Below are 21220 nucleotides of genomic sequence, written 5' to 3'. Positions count from 1 at the left end.
CAACCCCGCAATTTCGTGCTTGCGCGCTTCTCGGACGCCAGACGGTGCCGCGCGCTACTCGACCACCTCGCGCGGCGTCCGAGAAACCTACAGCATTCCGCCAGTTGGGCGCGCCCTCGAATCGGAGGACAAAAGCTCGTCGGTCAACCTGCGTCGCCTCCGCGGCTCGCCGTGCTATCATGGCACACCAACGTCGGGTTGGTGTCGTGGCTTGGGCGTGGCGGATGGGAGGAACCGACATGTCCAGTGCCCACCTGCCTGCCATTCGCGCCTGCCGGCCTGCTTGGAACAAGGGGCGCGTGGTCGGCCAGAAACGACCGCTGATGCCGAAACACGTCTGGGCCATTCGCGTGCGCCTCGAGATCGCTGAGAACCACCGCGACCTCGCCCTGTTCAACCTCGCCATCGACAGCAAACTTCGCGGCTGTGACCTGGTGAAATTGAAGGTGGCGGATGTCTATGCGGCGGGCCAGGTCAAGGAGCGGGCCTCAATCGTCCAGAGCAAGACACTGCGCCCGGTCCGGTTCGAGATCACCGAAGGCACGCGCAGGTCGCTCGCGCGCTGGATGGAGGAGCCGTTGATGGTCGGCTCGGAACACCTCTGGCCGGGCCGCTTCCATGAACGCCTTCACATCTCGACCCGCCAATACGCCCGGCTCGTCCGGGACTGGGTAAGCTCCATCGGGCTGGACCCGACGTCATACGGCACGCATTCCATGCGCCGGACAAAGGTTGCACAGATCTATCGGAAGACTGGCAATCTGAGGGCTGTGCAACTCCTGCTTGGGCACACCAAGATGGACAGCACCGTCCGTTACCTGGGCGTCGAACTGGAGGACGCGCTGGCGATCTCCGAGAGCGTCGAGATCTGAAGGTGACGGGCCGCCTTCACAGGCGGCCCTTTGCGGACTCTCACCAACTGGTGCGACGGTGCATCGCAGCGTCACCGAACCGGTCATTCGTGCATCGCGCAGCATTTCTGAAAGACGGGTGTCGGAGCGTGGGACGAAGCCGCCATTCACTGGAGAGCGGCTGCTCTGCTCTCTGCGAGCTGACGCTCTGGCGCCACGACTACAACGCCGTCAGACCCCTCTCGTCTTTGGGAAACAATACCCCGCTCAAAGCGCGCCGGACGCTTGAGCAATTTAAGGGCTCCGCGCCCGGTGCCCTTGAAGGCGTTGTGGAGCTCGAATTTCTTCGTCGTATCCGGGGCGCTCTTGGCGATGATCAGTTGTTCATCGCCATGCGCCTTGAGCGATTCGACCGTCTGGTCACGCAGGTCTTCATCGAGACACAGCAACGCACCCTTATCATTCACTTCGATCCGGTAGACGGCATTGCGCGTGCCCACGCCGGCGCCTCTGGATCATCGGGGCGGGGGCCGCGAATTGGTCACGTCGTAGATCCGCTTGCATATCTCTTGGCCTGACGGCATCTGTGAGTGCGGTGTCGCAGGGGCGATCTGAACTGTTGAGCGGGAGGAAGAGGACCGATGCAGGATCTCTCGTCATTGTCCGGTGACCGTGAGGTTGAGGACTGGCTTGCGCAAGGTGAACCGCATGCGATGGCGCATGCCTTGAATCGCGCATCTTCCGAATTGCGAACCGAGGCGATGGAGGCCTTAGCTGACGACAAGGCGGTTCGAGTGTTCGGCCTGCTCGAGCCCGGCAATCAGGCCGACATCCTTCAAACGGTCGAGATGGCCACGCGACAACGCCTGCTTGAGGAGATGGAGCCGGACGACCGCGCGAGGATGTTGAGTCGGCTTCCGGGCGAGACCTCGGAAACGCTGTTGCGTGAGCTTACGCCCGGCGAACGCACGATGACACGCACCGTTTTAGGGTATCCGGAGCACTCGGCCGGGCGCATCATGAGCCCGGAATTCGTGCGCCTGACGCCTCGGATGACTATGGCGGCGGCGCTGGACGAAATCCGCGCCGGCCAGACACGCGCCGAAACCGTGTTCGTGATGCCGGTGGCCGACGACGACATGCATCTGCTGGGCACGGTCGACCTGTCACAGATCGTTCTGGCCGATCCCGAAATGCGCATCGCCGACCTCGTTACGCAGGACGTGCCTGCGGTTTCGGTGACCGACGATCAGGAACTCGTCGCGCGATTGATGAAGGCGGCGGACCTCATGATCGTGCCGGTCGTCGAGGAGACCAACCGTCTTGTCGGCATCATCACGTTCGACGACGCGATGGAGGTGCTTGAATTCGAGGAGGGTGAGGATTTCGCCCGGACCGGCGCGGCCGAACCGGTAGATGGCTCCTATCTGTCTGTGTCCGTCATGCGTCTCGTGCGGGCCCGGATCGTCTGGCTTTCGCTGCTCGCAGTCGCCGGCACCCTGACCGTCAATGTGCTGAACACCTTCGAGGATACGTTGGAAAACGTGGTCACGCTGGCATTGTTCATCCCGCTGCTGATCGGCATTGGCGGAAATGCCGGTGCCCAATCCGCGACGACAATCGTGCGCGCCTTGGCGATCAGCGACGTCGCACCGAAAGACGCCCTTCGCGTCGCGTGGCGCGAGGCGCGGACAGGGTTCGTCATGGGGCTGATGCTCGCGGTCCTCGCCTTCGTCATTCTCTCGCTCATTTTTGATCAGCCCATCGCGCTTGTCGTCGCGTTGACGCTGATCTTCATTTGCACATTCGCCGCGTTGATAGGGTCGCTCATGCCATTGACTGCGCGCGTTTTCTCGATTGACCCGGCCGTGTTCAGTGCGCCTTTTGTCACGACAATTGTCGATACATCCGGCCTCGTGATCTACTTCCTCGTCGCACGTCTGGTGCTCGGGGTCTGAACTCGCCTCTGCTTCGCCATTGATCGCGGTTGCGCAGACTGCACGCGAATGGGCCGTGCGCAACGGGCCGTACCGAAGATCAGGGACGGTGCGCGGTCAGCATGGCGCTATTCTCTGGCCCGCCAATCAGAAATAACGCGCCCGTATCATCGATGTCGAAACGCCGCACCTGGTCCAGTGCATCCAGCACGCTGCGTTCTTGCGTCATCAGCGGGTCTGGGCAAGCCATCATCGTCGCGCCCATCTGCCCGAGGGTCAGGCCCTCTCCGGTCAGATCATAGCCTCCCATGAAACGGTTGCAACCTGAGCTTCCCGACACTCGGCCGTCCTCACCGAAATCGATGGTGACGGTCGTGCTGTCGATGACCTTCATGCCTGCCACCTCTTCGATCTGCCACGCGACGCCGGTCAGAAGACTGGCCGGATCGCCGCCGCAGCCACGCAAGCTGCGGTCGTCCAGCCTAAGCGTAGCGCTGTGCGGATGGGGCATGCCGGTAGCGTTGTCGCGGCAAAGCTGTTCCTTCAGGGTCAGGCTCGTGTTGATCCCCGGCATATCGAAAAGATAGGTCCCGGGTGTGACCCGGATGTCGGGGCGCGGTGCCGTACGCGTCAAGGACCCGTAATCGGCCACCACATCAACCTGCGTCTCCCGGATGTCGACATTCCAACCCGGCTCGTTTCCAGACGCGCGGTATGGCTCGGCGCTGTCATCGATCGGGGTGCACTCGGGCAATTCGTCCCCGGCGACGGTGACCATGGCCAACTTCCCCTTGGACCAGAATTCGGTGCTGTCATCGTCTTCGTTCACGTACCGCGCACCAGACGCCGCGATGACCTCGACCATCCTGTAATCTTTTCCTTGCACCCGCAGGACAGCGTGATTGTCCTCGATGCCGAACTGAACCTCGGTTCCACCGCAATCCAATCGGCTGTCGAAGGACAGCGGTGTAAAACTTTCGAGACGCAGATCGCCCAGATCGACGGCGTCCGCTCCGGCGTCGAACCCGACATCCTCGACGAGCCACCAGGGCTGGTCCTTGACGCGAATGACCGCGCTCACCGTACCCGACAGATCCCTCGGCACTTCGAGAGAGAAGGGCAACGGCACCTGCCGGCCTTCAGTCTTGTACCGTTTGAGGTCGAATTCGGTACCGAATGCGCCTTGGGCAACGATCGACACCTCGGCATCTGGCGGTAATGCGATCCTTGGAAGGTAAATGAGTTGCCCGGAAATTTGCCGACTGTGCTGTTGCGCATGAGATGCCGTCGCCACTCCGACGGTCAGCGCGAAGGAAAGCAAAAAAAGACGCATCAGTATTCTCCGAAGTGATCATGCAATACCCGCAATCTTTTTTCCAATTACGGAGATGTCAAGACTACCGCGCACTGCAACTGTCAAGAGCGCAGAGAAATGTCTGTCTGCGACGCAACGGGTCATTGTCACGTTCCAATGGACAAACACGACCGCGTCGCGGCAGTGTGCGGCATTGGAATAGTTTGCAATTCGGTATATTCGGCCTCCTCGAGATTGGGTTTGGAGGAGACGATTTCATCATGATAGCCGCACGTTGCCCGAGAGTCTTTTCGCATTTTTTGACAATCTTCATGGACGATGACCTCCGCAGATGACTGTTCTGCCCTCGATTAGACGCGGGCTACTTGGCCCGGTTTCCGCCGTGGGACTGCTTGTGGCCGTGATCTTTTTCGGCCTTTCGGTGACCCCGTCGATGGTGCCGCGGTCGCCCGAGTTGCAGGGCGCACTGGGCGGTGTCATCGCCGCGCTCGGTTATCTGATCTGGTGGCTTGCGGCGCGTCTGCTGGCCTGGCTCGGACTGTGGAGCGAGCGCAGGGTCTCGCGGCCCGGACGGATCGTGCTGATACTTGTCTCGGCCGTCATCGCCGTCGTTTTTCTGTGGAAAGCCGCCGATTGGCAGAATTCGATCCAGCACGCGTGGGGCCTCGCCCCGCTCGAGGCCTCTGCCCCGCTACGCGTGGCCACCATCGCGGTGGCGGTGTTCGTTATCCTGCTGGTCGCGGGGCGGCTGTTCCGGGGGCTTGCCAAGCGCCTGCAGGCGCGCAGCCTGCGGGTCCTGCCGCCCCGCATGGCGCAAGCGGCGGGGATCGGCCTTGCCGTATTGGTGTTTGCCGCCATGATCGACGGGGTCGCCGTGCGGGGCGTTCTGCGCACCGTCGACATGGGCGCACGCCTGGCCGACGCGATCATTCCACCCGATCTTGCCCCGCCCGCCACGACGCATGTCAGCGGGGGCCCCGGCTCTTTGCTGGACTGGGAGGATCTGGGCCGATGGGGCCGGAATTTCGTCGCGTCCGGCCCGACCGCCGCCAAGATCGCGGATTTCTGGAACGCGCCCGCGCGGCAACCGATCCGGATCTATACGGGGCTCAACGCCGCTGAGACGCCGGACGCGCGCGCGCAGCTTGCCTTCGACGAGTTGCTGCGCGCCGGCGGGTTCGACCGTCAGGTGCTGGTGATCGCGATGCCCACGGGTTCGGGCTGGCTCGACCCCGGCGGGATGGACACGCTCGATTACATCACCCGCGGAGACGTGGCGACCGTGGCGGTGCAGTATTCATACCTGCCCAGCCCGGTCTCGGTGGTCGTCGACCCGATGCGCGGCGTGGCTGAGGTCCAGGCGCTGTTCGACAAGGTCTATCGCCACTGGTCCGACATGCCGCAGGATGCGCGACCGCGTCTCTATCTGCACGGGCTCAGCCTCGGGGCGTTCCTGTCGCAGGAAACGGTGCCGCTGCTCGATCTCTACGCCGATCCCATCCATGGCGCGCTCTGGACTGGGTCGCCCTACCTGAGCGAGTTCTGGCGCATGGTTCAGGCCCGCCGCCATCCCGACAGCCCGGCCTGGCGGCCCCGCTTCGGCAATGGCTCGTTGATCCGCACGCGCAACCAGCAGGGCGGGCTGGACCGGTTCGACGCCGCGTGGGGGCCGATGCGCTTTGTGTTTCTTCAGTACGGCAGCGACCCGATCGTCTTTTTCGACTGGTCGCTGGCCTGGTCGCGACCCGACTGGCTCAGCGGGGAACGCGCGCCCGATCTTTCCCCCAAGATGCGCTGGATCCCCGTCGTCACGTTGTTCCAGGTCGGCCTGGACATGGCGGTGGCGTTGGGGACGCTGGGCTACGGGCATGACTATGTGGCCCGGCACTACATTCCCGCATGGGCCGAGACGCTCGCGCCCGAAGGCTGGACCACTCATGACGAGACCCGTCTGAAGGCGCACCTGATCGACCTTGTCCCGCGCTGAGCGTCAGGGGATCGCGGAAAGCGTCAGGAACGCGCCAAAAATCACCAGGTGAATACCGCCCTGCAGCGACGTCGTGCGTCCGGTCGCCAGCGTCAGCGTCGCCATGAACAGGCTGAGCAGCAACAGCACGATATGCTCGGCGGCCAGCCCGAGGATCAGGTTCTGCCCCATGACGACGGAAATCATCGCCACGGTCGGGATGGTCAGACAGAGGCTGGCCAGCGCCGATCCAAGCGCAAGGTTCATGCTGGTCTGCAGGCGGTTCTCTCGCGCCGCACGGAGCGACGCGACACCCTCGGGCATCAGCACGACCATCGCGATGGCGACGCCCACCAGCGCCTCGGGCAGACCGGCATGCGCGATGCCGACGGCCACCGGATCGGCCAGGGTCTCGGCCATCAGGAACACCGCGACCAGCGCCAAAGGCAGCAGGACGAGCGCCAGGCCAAACGCGCGTCGATCCACCACCACATGGCATCGGTCGGCGGCTTCCGGCTCGGCATAGTCCTCACGATGGCTGACCGTCTGGGAATACAGGAAAAACCCGTAAAGCGCGAGCGACACGACGGTCACGAAAATGAGTTGGGCGGGCGCATAGACCGGGCCGGGCACCGCCAGCGTGAAGTTCGGCAGCACCAGCGCCAGAATGGCCAGCGTGGCCAGAACACCAAGCGCCGCCGTGGCGCTTTGGGGCTGCATTTTCTGGCGGTGGTGGCGGATGCCCCCGATCAGCAGCGACACCCCGAGGATACCGTTCAGAACGATCATGATGGCCGCAAAAACCGTGTCGCGCGCCACCGCGCTTTCGCCCGCGGGGGCCGACAGCAGCAGCGACACGATCAAAGAGACCTCGATCAGCGTGACCGCAAGCGCCAGAAGGATGGAGCCGAAGGGCTGCCCGACCCGGTGCGCGACGGTTTCGGCATGATGCACCGCCGCGAACACCGCCGCGAACAGCACTGGAACCGACAGGATCACCAGCCACGGCGCCGCCCCCGCGTCGTGCTGCGAGATCGCGACCCCTGCCAGCGCCAGCGCGACAAGCGGGGCGAGAATGGTCCAGACCGGTGTGGGCGTCTTGGTGTTTTCCGATGCCATGTTGGTGGCTCAGTCCGCTGGTTGGAAGGTGAAGGCGGCCGCCTCTTCGAAACGGCCCGACGCCTCGCCGCTCATGATGCGCCGCATGTCGACGCCAAGTTCGAGCTTCCTGACCGGTGCCCCTTCGGACAGGTCGAAATTGTCCAGATCGACCCAGAAAATGCTCGGGGACAACACAGACTCCACGTAATATCGCCGGTCCAGATGGTCGGCCACGACGCGCCAGCGCGTGGTAGACAGGTTCGGTTCATCCTTGATGCTGATGCCCAACGGCACCGAAGCCTGACGAAGCACGCTGAACACCGCGGCCGTGGCAATACGGGCATCGGCGCTTTGCTCGACCGCGTTGATGTAGAAATTTGTTCGTACGAAACGGTCGGAGGGGCGCACCGTGCCCGGCATAAATTCCCGCGGGTTCACATGGTCCCAGTATTCCCGGATCGCCAACTGCCGGTCGTATGTCGGGTTGTTTATCATTACCTGATAGCTGCGATCGTGCCAGATAACCATTTCTCCGTCCACGAATTCGATGATTGCACTGTCGCCTGTCGCGTCCGACATTGAGACATGCACGGTTGCCGCCCGGCCCGGCGGGCCCACCGGCACCTCGCCGCCCGCGATCTGCACCGGGTTTGCGCGCAGGTCGGTCACCGCCTCGGCCACCGTAGCATATTGGTCGAGCAGGTATTGCGGAAACACCGACAGCGAGATGCGAGGCGTGACGCCGTCATCTTCGGGATAGGTCGCCTCAACCTCCCAAAGAAGGTTCACCACCAACCCGACCTCGTTCATGCCGTCCGCCGTGGAGATGTCATAGCCCGATACCGCCAGGCTTCCAAAGCGCGAGGTCCACTGTGCCGACCGCTCACCCGCTGCCCCATGTCGCGCCATACTGCGGGGAAAGACCCACAGGTTGCTTACCATCGGCATCTTCCAGTCCATGTTGCGGCCGGTCAGGATCCGGTCTTCGGGCCCGAGATAGACCGCGCGGGTGCAGGCCTCTGCGAACGGTGCGGCGGCAAGAATAAAAGCCAGTAGGAAGCCGACGATCCCTTGTGAAAGGCGTGCCATGCAATTCTCCATCGTTGATTTTATATATCGTTCTACCAAGTGGGCAGGTGACGGTCAGTCCGATCCTCTCGTCAGAACCGCCACGTCACGCCGGCGACCGGGCCGCTCATGGCGCCGTCGAACACCGTGCCGCCATCGGAATAATCAAGAGACAGATGGCGCCATCCGGCGGACAGGTACAGGTTGTCCGATGCCCGGTAATTCGCGGTCACGGCCGCTTGCCATGTGACATCCGACCCGACACCGAACCCGCCGGCATCGAAATAGCCCAGAAGCGACCAGCGCTCGGACAGCGGTGCGTTCACGCGCAGGCCAACCACAGGATCGACGAAACTGGACGACGGCGCGATGCGCAGCACCGGCGAGGTTATCTCGCCCTTCAGCCGCCACGCCCGAAACCCGCCCAGCACATCGACCGTCGCCCCTGCCCCCGCATCGAACCGCCGTCCCGCGGCCAGTGTCAGCGACCGGATCGTCAGCTCGCCGGAGGCCGGAATGCCCAAGGGCAGGACGCCTGCGCGGGACGACGACGTGTAGGTGAAATCCCCGAACAGCACGAGATCCCCGCGCCGCGCGAGACCGGTGACGAACACGGCTGCATCAAGATCTTCGAGCACCTCGGAAAGCGACTTGTCGAAAGACAGTGTCGGCGCCGCCCAGAAGGGTTTGAAATCGCCCGTCACACTGGCCCCCCAACCATAAAGCGTGACCTGGCCGGACCAGTCCTGCGCGCGGGCAGTGGCTGCCATCCCTGTCATCAGGACGGTCATCACGACAATGACGGCGACGCCGCGAAGGCCCCCCGACACGCGCGACACCATCAAAGTTCCTCCTTGAAGACGCGTCCGCCCTTCATGACGAGGCGCAGGTTGGCGTCGGGATCTGACAGGAAATCGAGATCGGCCTCGGGATCGCCATCCCAGACAAGGATATCGGCCAGCGCCCCCTCGGCGATCGCGCCAAGCTGCCCCTGATAGGGCGCACGGGTGCCGGACATCGCCAGCAGATCGGCCGCAGCCCCCGTGGCCATGCGAAGCGCCTCGAGCGGCGGCATGAAACGGGTCAGCTTGGACAGTTGCCGCCCTTGGGTCGCCGCCCCCGTCGGATTGAACAGGACATCCGTGCCGAACGCCATGTTGACCCCCTCGGCGCGGCCCTGTTCGAAGGCCCGGACGGTGCCGTTGGCGACCTGCTGCTGCTTGGCCACGCTGCGCGGATCGGAATACGTGTTCGAATCCTCGTCCGCGAGGAACGGCTGGATGCTCCACCAGACACCGGCGTCGGCCATGGCGCGGATGGTCGGCGCGTCGGCGAGCTGGCCATGTTCGATCGATCGCACGCCGGCCTCGATGCAGCGCAGGATGCCTTTCGGCGTATAGACGTGGGCGCAGACATAGGTGCCATAATCGGCGGCCGCCTGAACCGCCGCGCGCATCTCGTCCAGCGTGTATTGCGCTGTCTCCAGCGGGTCGTAGGGCGAGGCGACGCCGCCGCCCGCCATGATCTTGATCTGGCTGGCACCCTTCATCAGTTGTTCGCGGGTGCGGCGCAGGACCTGATCGCGGCCATCGGCGATCGCGGCCACGCCGGTACGTTCCGTGTGGTCGGCCGGATCGCCGGGCATGCGGGGCAGCGTATGCAGCAGGCGAAAATCGCCGTGCCCCGAGGTTTGCGACAGCATGGCGCCGGACGGAAAGATGCGCGGGCCCGTCACGGCCCCCTGATCGATCGCCATCTTGAGGCCGAAGGCCGGGCCGCCCGTGTCGCGCACCGTGGTAAACCCGCGCATCAGGGTCGCCCCGGCCTCACGTCCGGCCATCAGGTGCACCCAGCCGATATCCTGCGTCAGCGCAGCGATCTGGCTGACACCGACAAGCGTCGCGTGCCAGTGACAGTCGATCAGACCCGGCGTCACCGCCCGGCCGCCGCAATCGATGACATCGGCCTCATCCGGGCCTTGCCCGGTGGCTGGCAGCGCGGTGATGCGCCCGCCCTCGATCAGGATGTCGCGACCCGTCTGCATCGCCAGCGTCGATCCGTCAAAAAAGCGCAGGTTGGTCAGCAGCGTCGGCCGGCCCGGCGTCTGGGCCTTGACCTCGTCCGGGGCAAGACCGAACCCCGCGAACAGCCCCACCACCGCGGCGCTGCCGCCCAGAAATTGCCGGCGGGACAGATCGGCCTCGATCCGGGCCATCGCGGCCTGAGTATCCGGCGCACCGCACAGGCATGGATTGATGGCCGAAGCCCCGGTTTCAATGCTTTCACAGCAGGTCAAACACATTGCGAAAAAATCCTTTTCCAAATCCCGAGTTTCACACCGGACCGCACGACCATGAACCACCAATAGCGCCCTCTTTTTCGACGGGCAAATAAAAATGCTTTTGAATCTTACGGACTAAATATCCGCACACGTGGCGACATACACGGCGTCAGGTGCGGTCCACCGACGGCACCGCTTCGACAACCTCCCAGGTGTTCAGCGGACGCTTGCATGACTTGACGGCACAATTTCTACAAGTAACGCTCCCGGTGGTTGTGAGCCCCGCAACGCAAGCGCAATTTCGAAACCCGAAAAAATAGTGAAAACCTGATGAACTTGCAAATATCTCGAATGATCCGGCATGTATTAATCGCGACGGCACTGATGATCGCAACGGGTGGTGCCGCCGCCGCGCAGGCGTCTGATGATGGACCGACGTCAGACACAGATTTTTTGGCGTCGCCCTTGTCGCCAGCCCCGACAAGTTCGCCCCGCGAGACGCTGCAAAGCTTCCGCCTTCTTGCCGGTGCTGCGACGTCGGATCTTGTCGCAGCCTTTCAGCACGCAGATAATGCTGAAAGCAGACTGTGGGTCGAAAGCGATAACGTGCGCAGGCTCAAACGCGACGCAATCGAAAACCTACGGCGCGCCACGTCGACGATGGACCTGTCGCGGATCGCACCGGCGAACCAGCGTACGGTGGGGATAAATTCCGTTTTCCTGCTGCAGGAAACCCTCAAACGAGTGCCGCTGCCGGACCCCCAGAGCATCCCTGATGTCGCGGATGTCGAGACCGGAGCGGCAGCCAATGGCTGGGCCATTCCCGGCACCGAGATCCAGATGACCCGGTTCGAGTCGTTATCGGGCGGGCCGCGCTATCTCTTTTCGCCGGAAACCATTGCCAGACTGCCCGAATTCTATGACGCGGTCCGGGATCTGCCACGCCAGTCCGCGACCCAGATGGATTTCTATCAGCACTTCGTGTCGGCCCCCGGCCTGTCGATGCCGATTCAGCTTTACAACTACATCCTGGATTTGCCAAGCTGGACACTGCAGATCTACCACGAGCAAGCCGTATGGCAATGGATCATGCTTGCTGGCCTCACCCTGATCTACGGAGGTCTCGCGTATCTCGTGTTGCGTGGGGCGGCTCGTCGGACGGGGCAAGCACAGGGAATTGGACGGGCGTTGCAGCGACTGCTGACGCCAATTCTGGTGATCGCTTTCCTTGGCGTCTACCAATGGCTGTGCGATAACGTCATCAACCTCACCGGCGATGTACTGACCTATGTAGAACTCGCAGCCGAGACGTTGCAGACCTTCACCTTCGCCGTGCTCGTCATGTTCGTCTTTAATCTGTTGGCCGCCCTCATCATCGCGTCGCCGCAAATCCGGAAAGAGAGCCTGGACGCCAGCCTGATCCGTCTCATCCTGCGCGTGATCGGCTTCATCGTCGCCGGCTTCGTGATCTTCTACGGTGCAACGCGCATCGGTCTTCCGGTCTATGGCATCGTTGCCGGCCTCGGTGTCGGTGGTCTTGCCATCGCTCTGGCCGTGCGTCCGACGCTGGAGAACTTCATCGGCGGCATCATCCTTTATGCCGACCGGCCCGTCAAAGTGGGCGACTTCTGCCAGTTCGGCGACATGTTCGGCACCGTGGAAGAGATCGGCCTGCGCTCCACCAAGGTGCGCAGCCTCAACCGAACGCTGGTCACCGTGCAGAATTCCGAGTTCTCGCAAATGTCGATCACCAACTTCTCGCGCCGCGATGCCAACCTCATGAAGACGCACATCCGCCTTCGTCACGAAACGAGGTCCACCCAGCTTACGGAGATCACCGATGCGATCGAGGAGATGCTGAAGTCCCATCCGCAGGTGGACGCGCAGACCGTACGAGTGTGCTTTCTCGACATTGCCGAGTCTGCGCTCGACGTCGAGATCTGGGCCTATATCAAGAGCGTCGATTACACCCAGTTCCTGAAGATCAAGGAGAACCTTCTGAAAAAGGTGATGGATATCGTCGAAGAGCACGGCTCGGCCTTCGCCATGCCCTCGCAGACGACGTATCTTGTCAAGGGCCAGCAGGTGCCGCCCGACGAGTCCGACACTCTGGGACCACTTGAAGAAGCGCTGAATGCCGGCCGCTGACACGCTTCCTCGGTTTGATTGTTCACGCTGGATGCCGGAGGCAACAGCGTCGTGCTGGTTTTGTGCACCGTCGATAAACCTGACCCATATTGAGCATGATAAATCTCGTTCAAGCCTGCGTCCGTCATGACCGCGTCGAGCGCGGATTTGAGAGAGACGCGTAGGTTGGTGGGACCATTCGATACAAGAAGCGCGGATTACGTTGCTGCCCTCGATCGGTCATGGCTTTCCCATGAAGTTGTTCCGCAGACACATAGACATGTCACTGTTTCAGGGGCGTTGATAACCGTTCGGCTCGTTGATCAAAATTTGCAACCGCATTGCGGCATCTGCATGTGTCCACTTCCCGGACTCTGTGTTGATGGTGCCAAAGCGGACAGGCATCAAGACGACAGTCCGCAAAGGGCTTGGAAACCGTCTTGTGGCAGTGCAGCGCGCTGGCCGGGATCTGGTCAATCTGAATGTCGGTTCCCAACTTCCTCACACAGTCACTTCGCCATCGCAGCGAATGTCCGCTTCCCGCCCTTCATGTCAAATGCCTCCCCAGCGAAGACCCGGCTTTCGACCGGCAGAAGCGGGCGGGCATCCTCAGCACCCGCACGACCGCAGTGATCTATGCTCAGATCGGTGCTATGCTGCCGTCATGCCTTGGAAACCCACCTCTGATATGACGCGCGACGAACTCGTCCAGCAGCTCGAGCAGCTCCGCGAGATCGTCGAGCGGCTCGCTGCGAAAATAATGCCGATTCCGGATGACGATCGCACGCTGCACGACATGTCGCGCGAGGAGCTGCTCGGGCAAGTAATGCGGCTTCGCGAGGAGCTCGAGCAACGCGACGCTCCACAGCCAGCGTCCGGCCGCGAAATGCACAAGCGCCTCGCCCGCAGCGGCCCACCGACGGAGATTACACTCGAACAGATGCGGCGTCGGCAGTCACGCAAGGACTGAAACGATGATACCCGCTGAGATCCAGACCCGAAACATCAGCCTGTGAATGTCGTTGGTGAGTTTTCCAACCATGAGGCGATCAAGAAGGCGACTGAGGGCTGGGAATTCATCCGCGCAGCGGCCAAGAGAACGAGGGAGGGCAGAACTGACCGAGTGGCCCTCTTTCACGCCACTCGATGACACCCATTTGCGCGCGGGCATGGTTCTGACGCTGGAGCCGGCATGTGTGACGCGTGAGGGGCGGATCATTGTGCATGAAGAGAACCTCGTCCTGCGCGAGACCGGGCCGGAACTCCTGTCCCCCCGCGCGCCCGAAGATTTGCCGGAGATCATGGCATGACCGCTTTTCCCTATAGCCTGCAAGAGGATGATCTGCCCCGCCTTGGTCTGATCGTCTTGCAGGTCGATGAAACCATCGAGGACGATTTCCTCCGCCGGTTTCCCCCGCATATAGCGCGTCTGCATGTCACACGTGTGTCCTCAGGTGGAGCCACGTGCGTCAGCCAAGTGGAAACTGGTCATGAACGAGGGCCAGACTGCCGAATACCGCATGTTCGTCGAGGGCGGCCGCGTGAACTTCGACCTGCACGGTCATGGCGGCGGCCAGTCGGTAACCTACGAAAAGGGGCGCGGCTCGACTGGGTTTGAGGGCGCCACCTCCAAGAAATTTAGCCCGGCTCTCCTGAACGGAATCGGACCGATACCAGTTCGCCGAAACGAACTGGCTCACCCTCCTCAGGTCGAAAGTCCCAGCCATAAGCAAGAAGCCGGTTCGCAAGATCCTTTGGGGCGATCTTTCTGTATCGGTTGGCGGTATCGGAACGACCCCATCCGCCATAATCAAGCAACGCGGCCCAGTCTTTATTTTGAGCATAGAACCAGGTCGCCCAAGTATGACGGAGCGTGTACGGGACGACCTCCGGACCCAATCGAGCGCCCTCGCGCACTTTTCGAAAGGCGACCGCCATCTGCGCCCCCCGGTTTGGGTGGATTTTGTAGGGCTGGCCATTCGGAGCCGGGAAAGCAGGGCCTTGCCTCGATATCTCTCCGATTAAATCGATAGTGCGCTGTGGCAGGAAGACAAAGCGCGGTCGAAACGCTGTTTTCGTACCAGGCAACCACCATTCGCGCGTGGATGGGTTCCACCCCTTTCCATCGAGCCCCAAAGTCTCGCCCGGCCCAGCACCAGTGCCGAGCATGAACGCGATCTTGCGCAGGGTCTCGCGTTTGGGATCACGCAAACCAATCGCCTCAGGCTCGCTGGCAACTTGCAGCATTGTCTCTGCCTCCTCCGGGCTAAGCCACCGGACCCTATGCGTGTCGGTTGATTTCTGACGGCGTTTACCGGCGGCGAAATTCTGAATTGAGCGTATGGGGACGCGAACTTGCCGCCGGATCGTATCAGGCCGGGCGTCCGGATATAGGGCTTCGGCTGCTTCCATGATGTGAATTTCAGCGATGTCTTCGATAAATGTATCTCGTCCAAAGTATCGCTTTAGCTTAGGAAGAAATCGCACTTCCCCTCCGCTCGTCTCATATAACTCCGCCGCTTTGATGAAGGATGTCTTCTTAGGTTTCTTTGCAGCCTGAAGTTCACCCTGCCAAATTGAATTGTAGATACTTTTATCCAGCTTTTCGGCTTCCTTGCGTTGAGTCTTGTCGCCCAGCGGCAGCCTTCGGCGGATCCGACGTGAACCGGCTCGAAAATCGATAATCCATGCTCCGTGTTTTTCGTGCCAGACTGGTGTCCATGGATTTGCCAAGATTGTGTGTCCTCCATCAATATCTCGACCAGACTGGTACGTAATTGGGCTACGCTCATAATTTCTGGCCTTGCGATACGGAGATTGGCCGATTTGCTCCTAAACGAAGAAGAAATTTCAGTCTTAGGATAAATTGGGACTCTCGCGTTGTTTTTGGACTTGAGGTTCTGGCCCATCCATAACTCGTCTATCCTGAACAATGCTCTCAACCGGCGATTTTCAGTTCCTGGTAGGGCCCGGCACTCTGCGTGATCCTTCGGATCAGTGTGATCAGGCAGATGAAGTGGCACAAAAAGACCCTCAGATGGCGCAGGAACATGCGGATGTTGTGGCCGCAGCCGCGAAGAGGGCGTTGCCGGTCGTACCCTTCAGCGGACATCGGGGCAGGCGGCCGTCGGTCTTCATATGGCCGATCATCTGCTCGATGGCGCTTCGTCGTCGCAGCAGCTTCGCGATCGTCCCGGCGACGCCGCGCCAGGCACTGCTGATGAAGACCTTCACGGTCTCGACGCCATGGCCACGGTATTGCCGGAGCGCAGCATCCAGACCGGGATCGGGGGCGCTCGAAGGTGCGTGACCGTGCCGCCGCACTGAGGACGAGAAGTTGCGGCTGACCTCCGGCATCCTCTTCAAAAGGGCGCGGCGCTCGTGGAACTTCGATACATTGTCGCCGGTGTTTGACGATGCAACGGAACATACCAACCAGCCGCAGGGCTGATCTGGGAGAAGACACTCGACTACATTCTGCCGATGACGCGGAACGGCTGGAAACGGGGGGCTGCCCGAGCACCTGCGAGTCGGATACAGCGGAGTTTCCGCTCAAGTTAAAAGGTATATGCCAGACCAAGGCCTGATCTTAAAACTCTTGACATGTAGTTTTGTTGCAACACTAAAGCTCAGCGCGAATCATGCCAATGCGAGCGCGAACTCGCCACATGGCTGCGGCGAAGGGTGATCAAACCAATCTACAGGTCGTACATCCAAGTGCACAGGAATGCATGGTGTCTGCTCGCTGGGGGTGGCATTTGTTCGCACAAAAACCGTTATTTTCCGGAAAAAATGGACAAACACCTCCGAAGATTTCACTCCCGAACCTTCGACCAGTCAGGGTCTCGAGCACTTCAAATGGAAGGTTTTCTTTTCCGCGGCACCCCCGGAAAAACCGTGAGAGGATGCCTGGGTTAGGACCTTCGCTTCCAAAATTGGTAAAGATGTCACGTCAAGGAAACCGGAAGGATCCCAAAAAATACTTGACGTGGTGGAAAAATTAGCGGCGTGATCAATGCTCGCAGCGTGGTGATGCCTGTCGGAAAAACTTCGTCGCATCAAGCTCACCGAGCAACTGATTGTGGCAAGGGCGCTGGTGGGCACCACGTTACTGCGTTGCGTTGCGATCAAGTGCCGGACTGTCGGGTCTCTTATGACGTTTGATGCGATCGCACGCCTTGGTTTTTTTACCGGACGAGCTCATGTATGAATCCATTGACGAGGGCGATTCCCGTTGATGGGAAAACCCAAACTCACAGACATGAGAGGCAATCTTGAACTCAATTTTCCGACCGTCCGCAACGTGCCCCAGCGAATAACCTTTTTCGGCCCTACATATTGCAAGCGACCCAAGAAGCGCTCTTTTTCCCTCGAATGCCAGTGTTTTCGGACAAATTTTATTGCTGACGGCGCTTTCGCGAACATGGTGCGGAACCCGCATAAAGTAGGGCAAGGACCATTGGAAGACTCAATGAAGCGCCTTCAAAAAATTATCGTGCCCGTCGGAAATGTCCACTTTCTTGGTTTGTAAGTATAGGCATACATGTCAGAAAACCCTCTGGAAAGAGTTTCCAGTACTTTTTCCACGAAGTTATATGATGAAGCGGTGGATTTGAACGCTCGAGATCAATCCACAGTCGGTCGGATCCATCAGGTCACCGACGGAATTCTACGGGAAAAATGATATCCGTGTTCGCGCGGAATTAGGTGAGCAGGAAAAGGTCTAACCAATCCGGGGCAAGGGTCGGCTGTTCTTCCGCACCACACCCGGGATATCCTGGTGCGCTCAGGAGCACGGGTCTACGCTTCACACGCTGTCGAGGGATGATGAGACACTGCGCTCGATCCATCGGTCAACCGCAAACACCGATATTTCGAGGTGGTGACTGAACCAGGTTCTTAAGCTGTCATGTCGGTGCCGGAAAAGGAACAAGATGGGTCATGCTCGGAATTTCTCCTGCATTGCAATCCTTCGCGAAGAGCGAAGAGATGGAAAAATCTGGCCAGACGACTTGGGAGGGTAAATGCGCGCGCTCGTGCAGGCGCTCCATCTACATTCGGTGGTTCTGACCTGAAGTCGGGTTTTCCCCGCACCCCCGCTGCCAACGGAGAAAAATGGGTTTTAATTCTCCTCGTGGATCGCGGTCCTCGCTCATTGCGAACCGGTATAATTTTTTCCCGTCTGAGCAATCGGCGATCATGAAACGTCTGATCCAGCGCTGGGTTGCCCGCAGAAATTCATTGTTTTCCTTCACGGCGTCAAGATGGTGATTTTCTCAATGGGGCTGTCGGAAGACCCCGAAAGTTTGCGTTGGAGCGACAGATTGTGAGTTGTAGCCCTATTGCAGCCGGAGCTCCTTCAGCAGACCTATGCTCGAACTCGGTTCTCAAGAATGAAACTCACAGCCATTAAAAAATCGCAACGGCGCCGCCTTTACAGGAACCTCAGGTTTAGGCTCCTTTCATGCTACCAATCGCACCAAAGGAGCATTGCTATGATTTACGACGACCTCCAACTTGCAGCCGTGACTTCATCCGGCAACTTTCATCCACCTGGAAACCCATGCGGCTTGATCCAGGAGCCTCCTAAATATCCGCTGACCACTGCGGAAGCCGCAGATGAGTTGGGGATCTCGCTGCGCGAACTGTTCAACACTCTCGCTCGCTACGCACATGTGCCGGGTATTGTCGAGAAACATGGCCGGAAGAACCTGTTCTACCGCGAAAACATCGAGCGCATTAGGACTCTTCGCCGCAAGGATACGGCGGACAAATCTCGCCTTGTTAAGAACTCAGCGACCACGGCCGTCAATGATGAGTATGAACGGTTCGTCGCGGGCCTGCGCAAGAAACGCAAGGGAGGCCGTCATGCTTGATTTTCCTCCCGGTTTCGTTGTCGAGGACCGCAGAGACGAACTGTTCTTTATCGTTGCCAGAGAATTCCAAGGCATCACACAAGATCCGCGCCCTTTCGACCGACTTATCGAATACGCGGGGCCTTCGATCACGTTTCGTCAGACCCTCGACCCCGCGTGGCGTTACGGAGCCATTGTAGTGCTGCATCCCGGCTGCAAACCCGCCACAATAAAGCGCAACTTCCTCGTGCCCCTGAACGCGCTCAATAAGTACCTGACGAACCAGCGCCGCGAGAAAGGCTGTGACACGCATCGCATGTTCTGGCTGACTCCGGAGCAGGCTGAAGATCTGCTGGCAGTCGCAGGCACCCCTGAACGCTATGGCGTCAAGGATCCGAAACGGCGGATACGCACTGCTATCGCGTTTATCCTCGGGACTGGCTGCCGGACAGGCGAGGGCTTCGCGGTAGAGGCGAGCGACATCAATTGGAGCACACGAGAATGTGTGATCCGCGGCGAGTCGGAGGGGGCCGGAAAGACCGAAGCAAGCAAACGGATGGTCTACCTACCGGCGAAAGCGGCAGAGCACATGGAATACCTGCCTGAGGACGGCCCGATCATCCTCAATCGCAAGGGGAAACCGTTCAAGCTTCGCTACAAGGGCGGCGGTCAGATCCGACGGGAATTCGAGAAACTTCGTCAAGCGGCAGAACTGCCCAAAGAGTGCACTCCATATTCACTTCGGCACTCGATGGCGACTTGGACCTACGCCGCCACGAAGGACGTCAAACTTTTGATGAGCCGTGGTGGATGGGCAAAGCATGACACGGCGTTCCGTTACGCAAAGCTTGCGCCGTCCGACCTGCCTTCGAGGCTGAAATCCTACGGTTGGGACTTTGGGAATGATCTGGACAACTGAAAGGGGGAAAGGTTCTATGGCTCTGATTATAGAGCCTTTTCCCGAATGTGTCGCTCCCTTAGCAGGGGAGCGCCTTCGACCGCTCGGCCACGTCTCCATCGACGCGTATAGCCGGGCAAGCGATGGATTTACAAGGCAAAAATTCAACCACTTAGCGGTTTGCCGCGGACCCGGCCAAACCCCTGAAATGGCATGGAAACGCACGGCGCAGAACCGGAAGTGGGAGAGATTTGGGATTCTCCCCAGTACGCAAAAGTGCCTTCGACACTGTGAAACTGATAGTTCGGCGGCACCTGCCCAGCGCATCCATAAACTTGCAAAGATGCCTTAATGGGGCTTGGCGCGAAACATCATCGTTGCGAATTGCGTTGGGGGATTTGTTGAGGTGTCGTTGCCCTTGGCACGTCGGAAGCGTGTCAACGGGGTCGTGCCGTTGGGCGCGCCCCAGGATTTCCTTGCGAAGAAAGGGCAACTTCATGGAATTGTATATCGGCTTGGACGTCTCTCTGGCAAGCACCGCGATTTGCGTGGTGTCTTCCCATGGCAAGGTCATCAGGGAAACGACAGCGGCCAGCGAACCCGAAGAGCTGGAACGGGCATTGCGGTCGCTGTCGGGCGTTGTGGTTGGCGTCGGTCTGGAGGCCGGGCCGTTGTCACAATGGCCTTATCGGCACCTCACCGACGCCGGGTTCGATACGGTTCTGATGGAAACACGACAGGTGAAGGGCGCGCTGAAGGCGATGCCGATCAAGACCGACAGGCGGGATGCCGCAGGGATCGCGCGGCTTTTGCAGATGGGCTGGTTCCGACCCGTCCACTGCAAGTCGATATCGGCGCAGGAGATGCGCGCGCTGCTGTCCGCCCGCAAGGCGATCCAGCAGGCCATCATCAATCTCGAACTGTCAATGTGTTGTGCTGCGCAATTTCGGGCTGAAGATGGGACGCGTGGCCAAGGGGCGCTTCGAGGACCGGGTGCGGGAACTGGCCGATGGCAATGCCATGCTGGAAGCCGCCGCAAATCCGATCCTGACGGCGCGCAGGGCGCTGCGCACAGAATTGGCGGACCTGGAGAAGCTCTCGCGCGACCATGCCAAATCCGATCCGGTGTGCCGGCAGTTCATGACCATGCCTGGCGTGGGGGCGATTGTGGCGCTGACGGTCAAGTCGGCCATCGATGATCCGGAACGCTTTCGATCCTCGAAGGACGTCGGCCCGTGGGTAGGCTTGACCCCAAGGCGCGAGCAATCCGGGGAACGCGACATCATGGGCGCCATCTCCAGAGCTGGCGATGTGGGGCTACGCACCGTGCTCTACCAGGCTGCCATGGTGATGCTGAACAAGGGCCGCCCCAGCTGGCTGACGGCGTGGGCGTGGAATGTCGCCAAGCGGCGTGGGAAACGGCGCGCGACTGTTGCCCTGGCACGCCGCATCGGTGTGATCCTGCACCGCAAGTGGCAAGACGGCACCGAATTCCGCTTCAAGCGTATCGAGACAGCGGCCGCGTGAGCGTCAAAAGCCACCGATAACACGTAACCTGCAAGAAGGAGGATCGGGCCGCGCCGCTACGCGGCGGCTCACCGAGGTCCCGACCGGGACGCGGTCCCCGATGATGCCGTTATCCGTCTCGCTGCCAGACACTTGCAGTCTAAGCGCGTGATCAAGACAGGCACTGGGGAACCGCATTTGGACCAGGCATGATGTGGCAGCCATCGCGCCGACTACGGACGGAAGTATCCGTGTTGATCAAGCGGTTTTCGGGGTCCACTTGCGATTAGCTTTGACGAGCGCATTTGCCATTTC

The 21220-nt window shown here is 60.5% G+C and carries 15 protein-coding genes and 2 pseudogenes; 8 read left to right on the top strand and 9 right to left on the bottom strand.

The window, feature by feature from the left end; translation table 11 throughout:
* Nucleotides 1–239: 239 nt before the first annotated feature.
* A complete protein-coding gene (locus V8324_RS17775; RefSeq protein ID WP_336421254.1) occupies nucleotides 240–872 on the top strand; it encodes a tyrosine-type recombinase/integrase in 633 nt (210 codons plus the stop codon).
* Nucleotides 873–1018: 146 nt separating this feature from the next.
* Here the strand turns inward: V8324_RS17775 and V8324_RS22480 are convergent, their stop codons facing one another.
* Nucleotides 1019–1351: a hypothetical protein gene (locus V8324_RS22480; RefSeq protein WP_442970567.1), complete on the bottom strand. Its 333-nt coding sequence runs from the start codon at nucleotides 1349–1351 to the stop codon at nucleotides 1019–1021.
* A 141-nt stretch (nucleotides 1352–1492) separates the two neighbouring features.
* Between V8324_RS22480 and mgtE the strand changes: the two genes are divergently transcribed.
* Complete coding sequence (gene mgtE, locus V8324_RS17765) at nucleotides 1493–2809, top strand: magnesium transporter (protein ID WP_336421253.1); 1317 nt, start codon at nucleotides 1493–1495, stop codon at nucleotides 2807–2809.
* 79 nt (nucleotides 2810–2888) lie between these two features.
* Here the strand turns inward: mgtE and V8324_RS17760 are convergent, their stop codons facing one another.
* Entirely contained in the window at nucleotides 2889–4121 is a 1233-nt protein-coding gene (locus V8324_RS17760; RefSeq protein WP_336421252.1) for an META domain-containing protein, read from the bottom strand.
* A gap of 364 nt (nucleotides 4122–4485) precedes the next feature.
* Between V8324_RS17760 and V8324_RS17755 the strand changes: the two genes are divergently transcribed.
* Nucleotides 4486–6090, top strand: a complete 1605-nt coding sequence (locus V8324_RS17755) for an alpha/beta hydrolase (protein ID WP_336421251.1) — start codon at nucleotides 4486–4488, stop codon at nucleotides 6088–6090.
* Between the two features lie 3 nt (nucleotides 6091–6093).
* On the opposite strand, the gene V8324_RS17750 is transcribed toward V8324_RS17755, so the two are convergent.
* From V8324_RS17750 to V8324_RS17735, 4 genes are all read right to left on the bottom strand, one after another.
* Nucleotides 6094–7188, bottom strand: a complete 1095-nt coding sequence (locus V8324_RS17750) for a calcium:proton antiporter (RefSeq protein ID WP_336421250.1) — start codon at nucleotides 7186–7188, stop codon at nucleotides 6094–6096.
* Nucleotides 7189–7197: 9 nt separating this feature from the next.
* Complete coding sequence (locus V8324_RS17745; RefSeq protein WP_336421249.1) at nucleotides 7198–8259, bottom strand: linear amide C-N hydrolase; 1062 nt, start codon at nucleotides 8257–8259, stop codon at nucleotides 7198–7200.
* Nucleotides 8260–8330: 71 nt separating this feature from the next.
* Nucleotides 8331–9080 (bottom strand): hypothetical protein, encoded by a 750-nt coding sequence (locus tag V8324_RS17740; protein WP_336421248.1) that lies wholly within the window; start codon nucleotides 9078–9080, stop codon nucleotides 8331–8333.
* The gene (locus V8324_RS17735) at nucleotides 9080–10453 is read right to left on the bottom strand and encodes a metal-dependent hydrolase family protein (RefSeq protein ID WP_336421247.1); all 1374 of its coding nucleotides are present in this window, start codon (nucleotides 10451–10453) and stop codon (nucleotides 9080–9082) included. The genes V8324_RS17740 and V8324_RS17735 overlap by 1 nt, the downstream gene beginning before the upstream one ends.
* A 417-nt stretch (nucleotides 10454–10870) precedes the next feature.
* Here V8324_RS17735 and V8324_RS17730 point away from each other — a divergent pair, with 417 nt between their 5' ends.
* Complete coding sequence (locus V8324_RS17730) at nucleotides 10871–12667, top strand: mechanosensitive ion channel family protein (RefSeq protein WP_336421246.1); 1797 nt, start codon at nucleotides 10871–10873, stop codon at nucleotides 12665–12667.
* Between the two features lie 667 nt (nucleotides 12668–13334).
* Nucleotides 13335–13616 (top strand): hypothetical protein, encoded by a 282-nt coding sequence (locus tag V8324_RS17725; protein WP_336421245.1) that lies wholly within the window; start codon nucleotides 13335–13337, stop codon nucleotides 13614–13616.
* Here the strand turns inward: V8324_RS17725 and V8324_RS17720 are convergent.
* The 3 genes and pseudogenes from V8324_RS17720 to V8324_RS17705 all read right to left on the bottom strand — a co-directional run.
* The gene (locus V8324_RS17720) at nucleotides 13602–14081 is read right to left on the bottom strand and encodes a hypothetical protein (protein ID WP_336421244.1); all 480 of its coding nucleotides are present in this window, start codon (nucleotides 14079–14081) and stop codon (nucleotides 13602–13604) included. The genes V8324_RS17725 and V8324_RS17720 overlap by 15 nt on opposite strands.
* 203 nt (nucleotides 14082–14284) lie before the next feature.
* A complete protein-coding gene (locus V8324_RS17710) occupies nucleotides 14285–15379 on the bottom strand; it encodes a tyrosine-type recombinase/integrase (protein WP_336421243.1) in 1095 nt (364 codons plus the stop codon).
* Nucleotides 15380–15584: 205 nt separating this feature from the next.
* Nucleotides 15585–15931 (bottom strand): annotated as a pseudogene (locus tag V8324_RS17705) (hypothetical protein); the annotation flags it as partial.
* A 2210-nt stretch (nucleotides 15932–18141) separates the two neighbouring features.
* Here V8324_RS17705 and V8324_RS17700 point away from each other — a divergent pair.
* From V8324_RS17700 to V8324_RS17690, 3 genes and pseudogenes are all read left to right on the top strand, one after another.
* Nucleotides 18142–18522: a hypothetical protein gene (locus V8324_RS17700; protein ID WP_336421242.1), complete on the top strand. Its 381-nt coding sequence runs from the start codon at nucleotides 18142–18144 to the stop codon at nucleotides 18520–18522.
* The gene (locus V8324_RS17695; protein WP_336421241.1) at nucleotides 18515–19420 is read left to right on the top strand and encodes a tyrosine-type recombinase/integrase; all 906 of its coding nucleotides are present in this window, start codon (nucleotides 18515–18517) and stop codon (nucleotides 19418–19420) included. Before V8324_RS17700 ends, V8324_RS17695 begins: the two co-directional genes overlap by 8 nt.
* 476 nt (nucleotides 19421–19896) lie before the next feature.
* A pseudogene (locus V8324_RS17690) lies at nucleotides 19897–20926 on the top strand (IS110 family transposase).
* Nucleotides 20927–21220: the final 294 nt, after the last annotated feature.

The organism is Roseovarius sp. D22-M7 (assembly GCF_037083785.1).
Classification (GTDB): domain Bacteria; phylum Pseudomonadota; class Alphaproteobacteria; order Rhodobacterales; family Rhodobacteraceae; genus Roseovarius.
The sequence above is the reverse complement of the archived record's forward strand: the minus strand, read 5'-3'. Positions and strand labels throughout refer to the sequence as shown.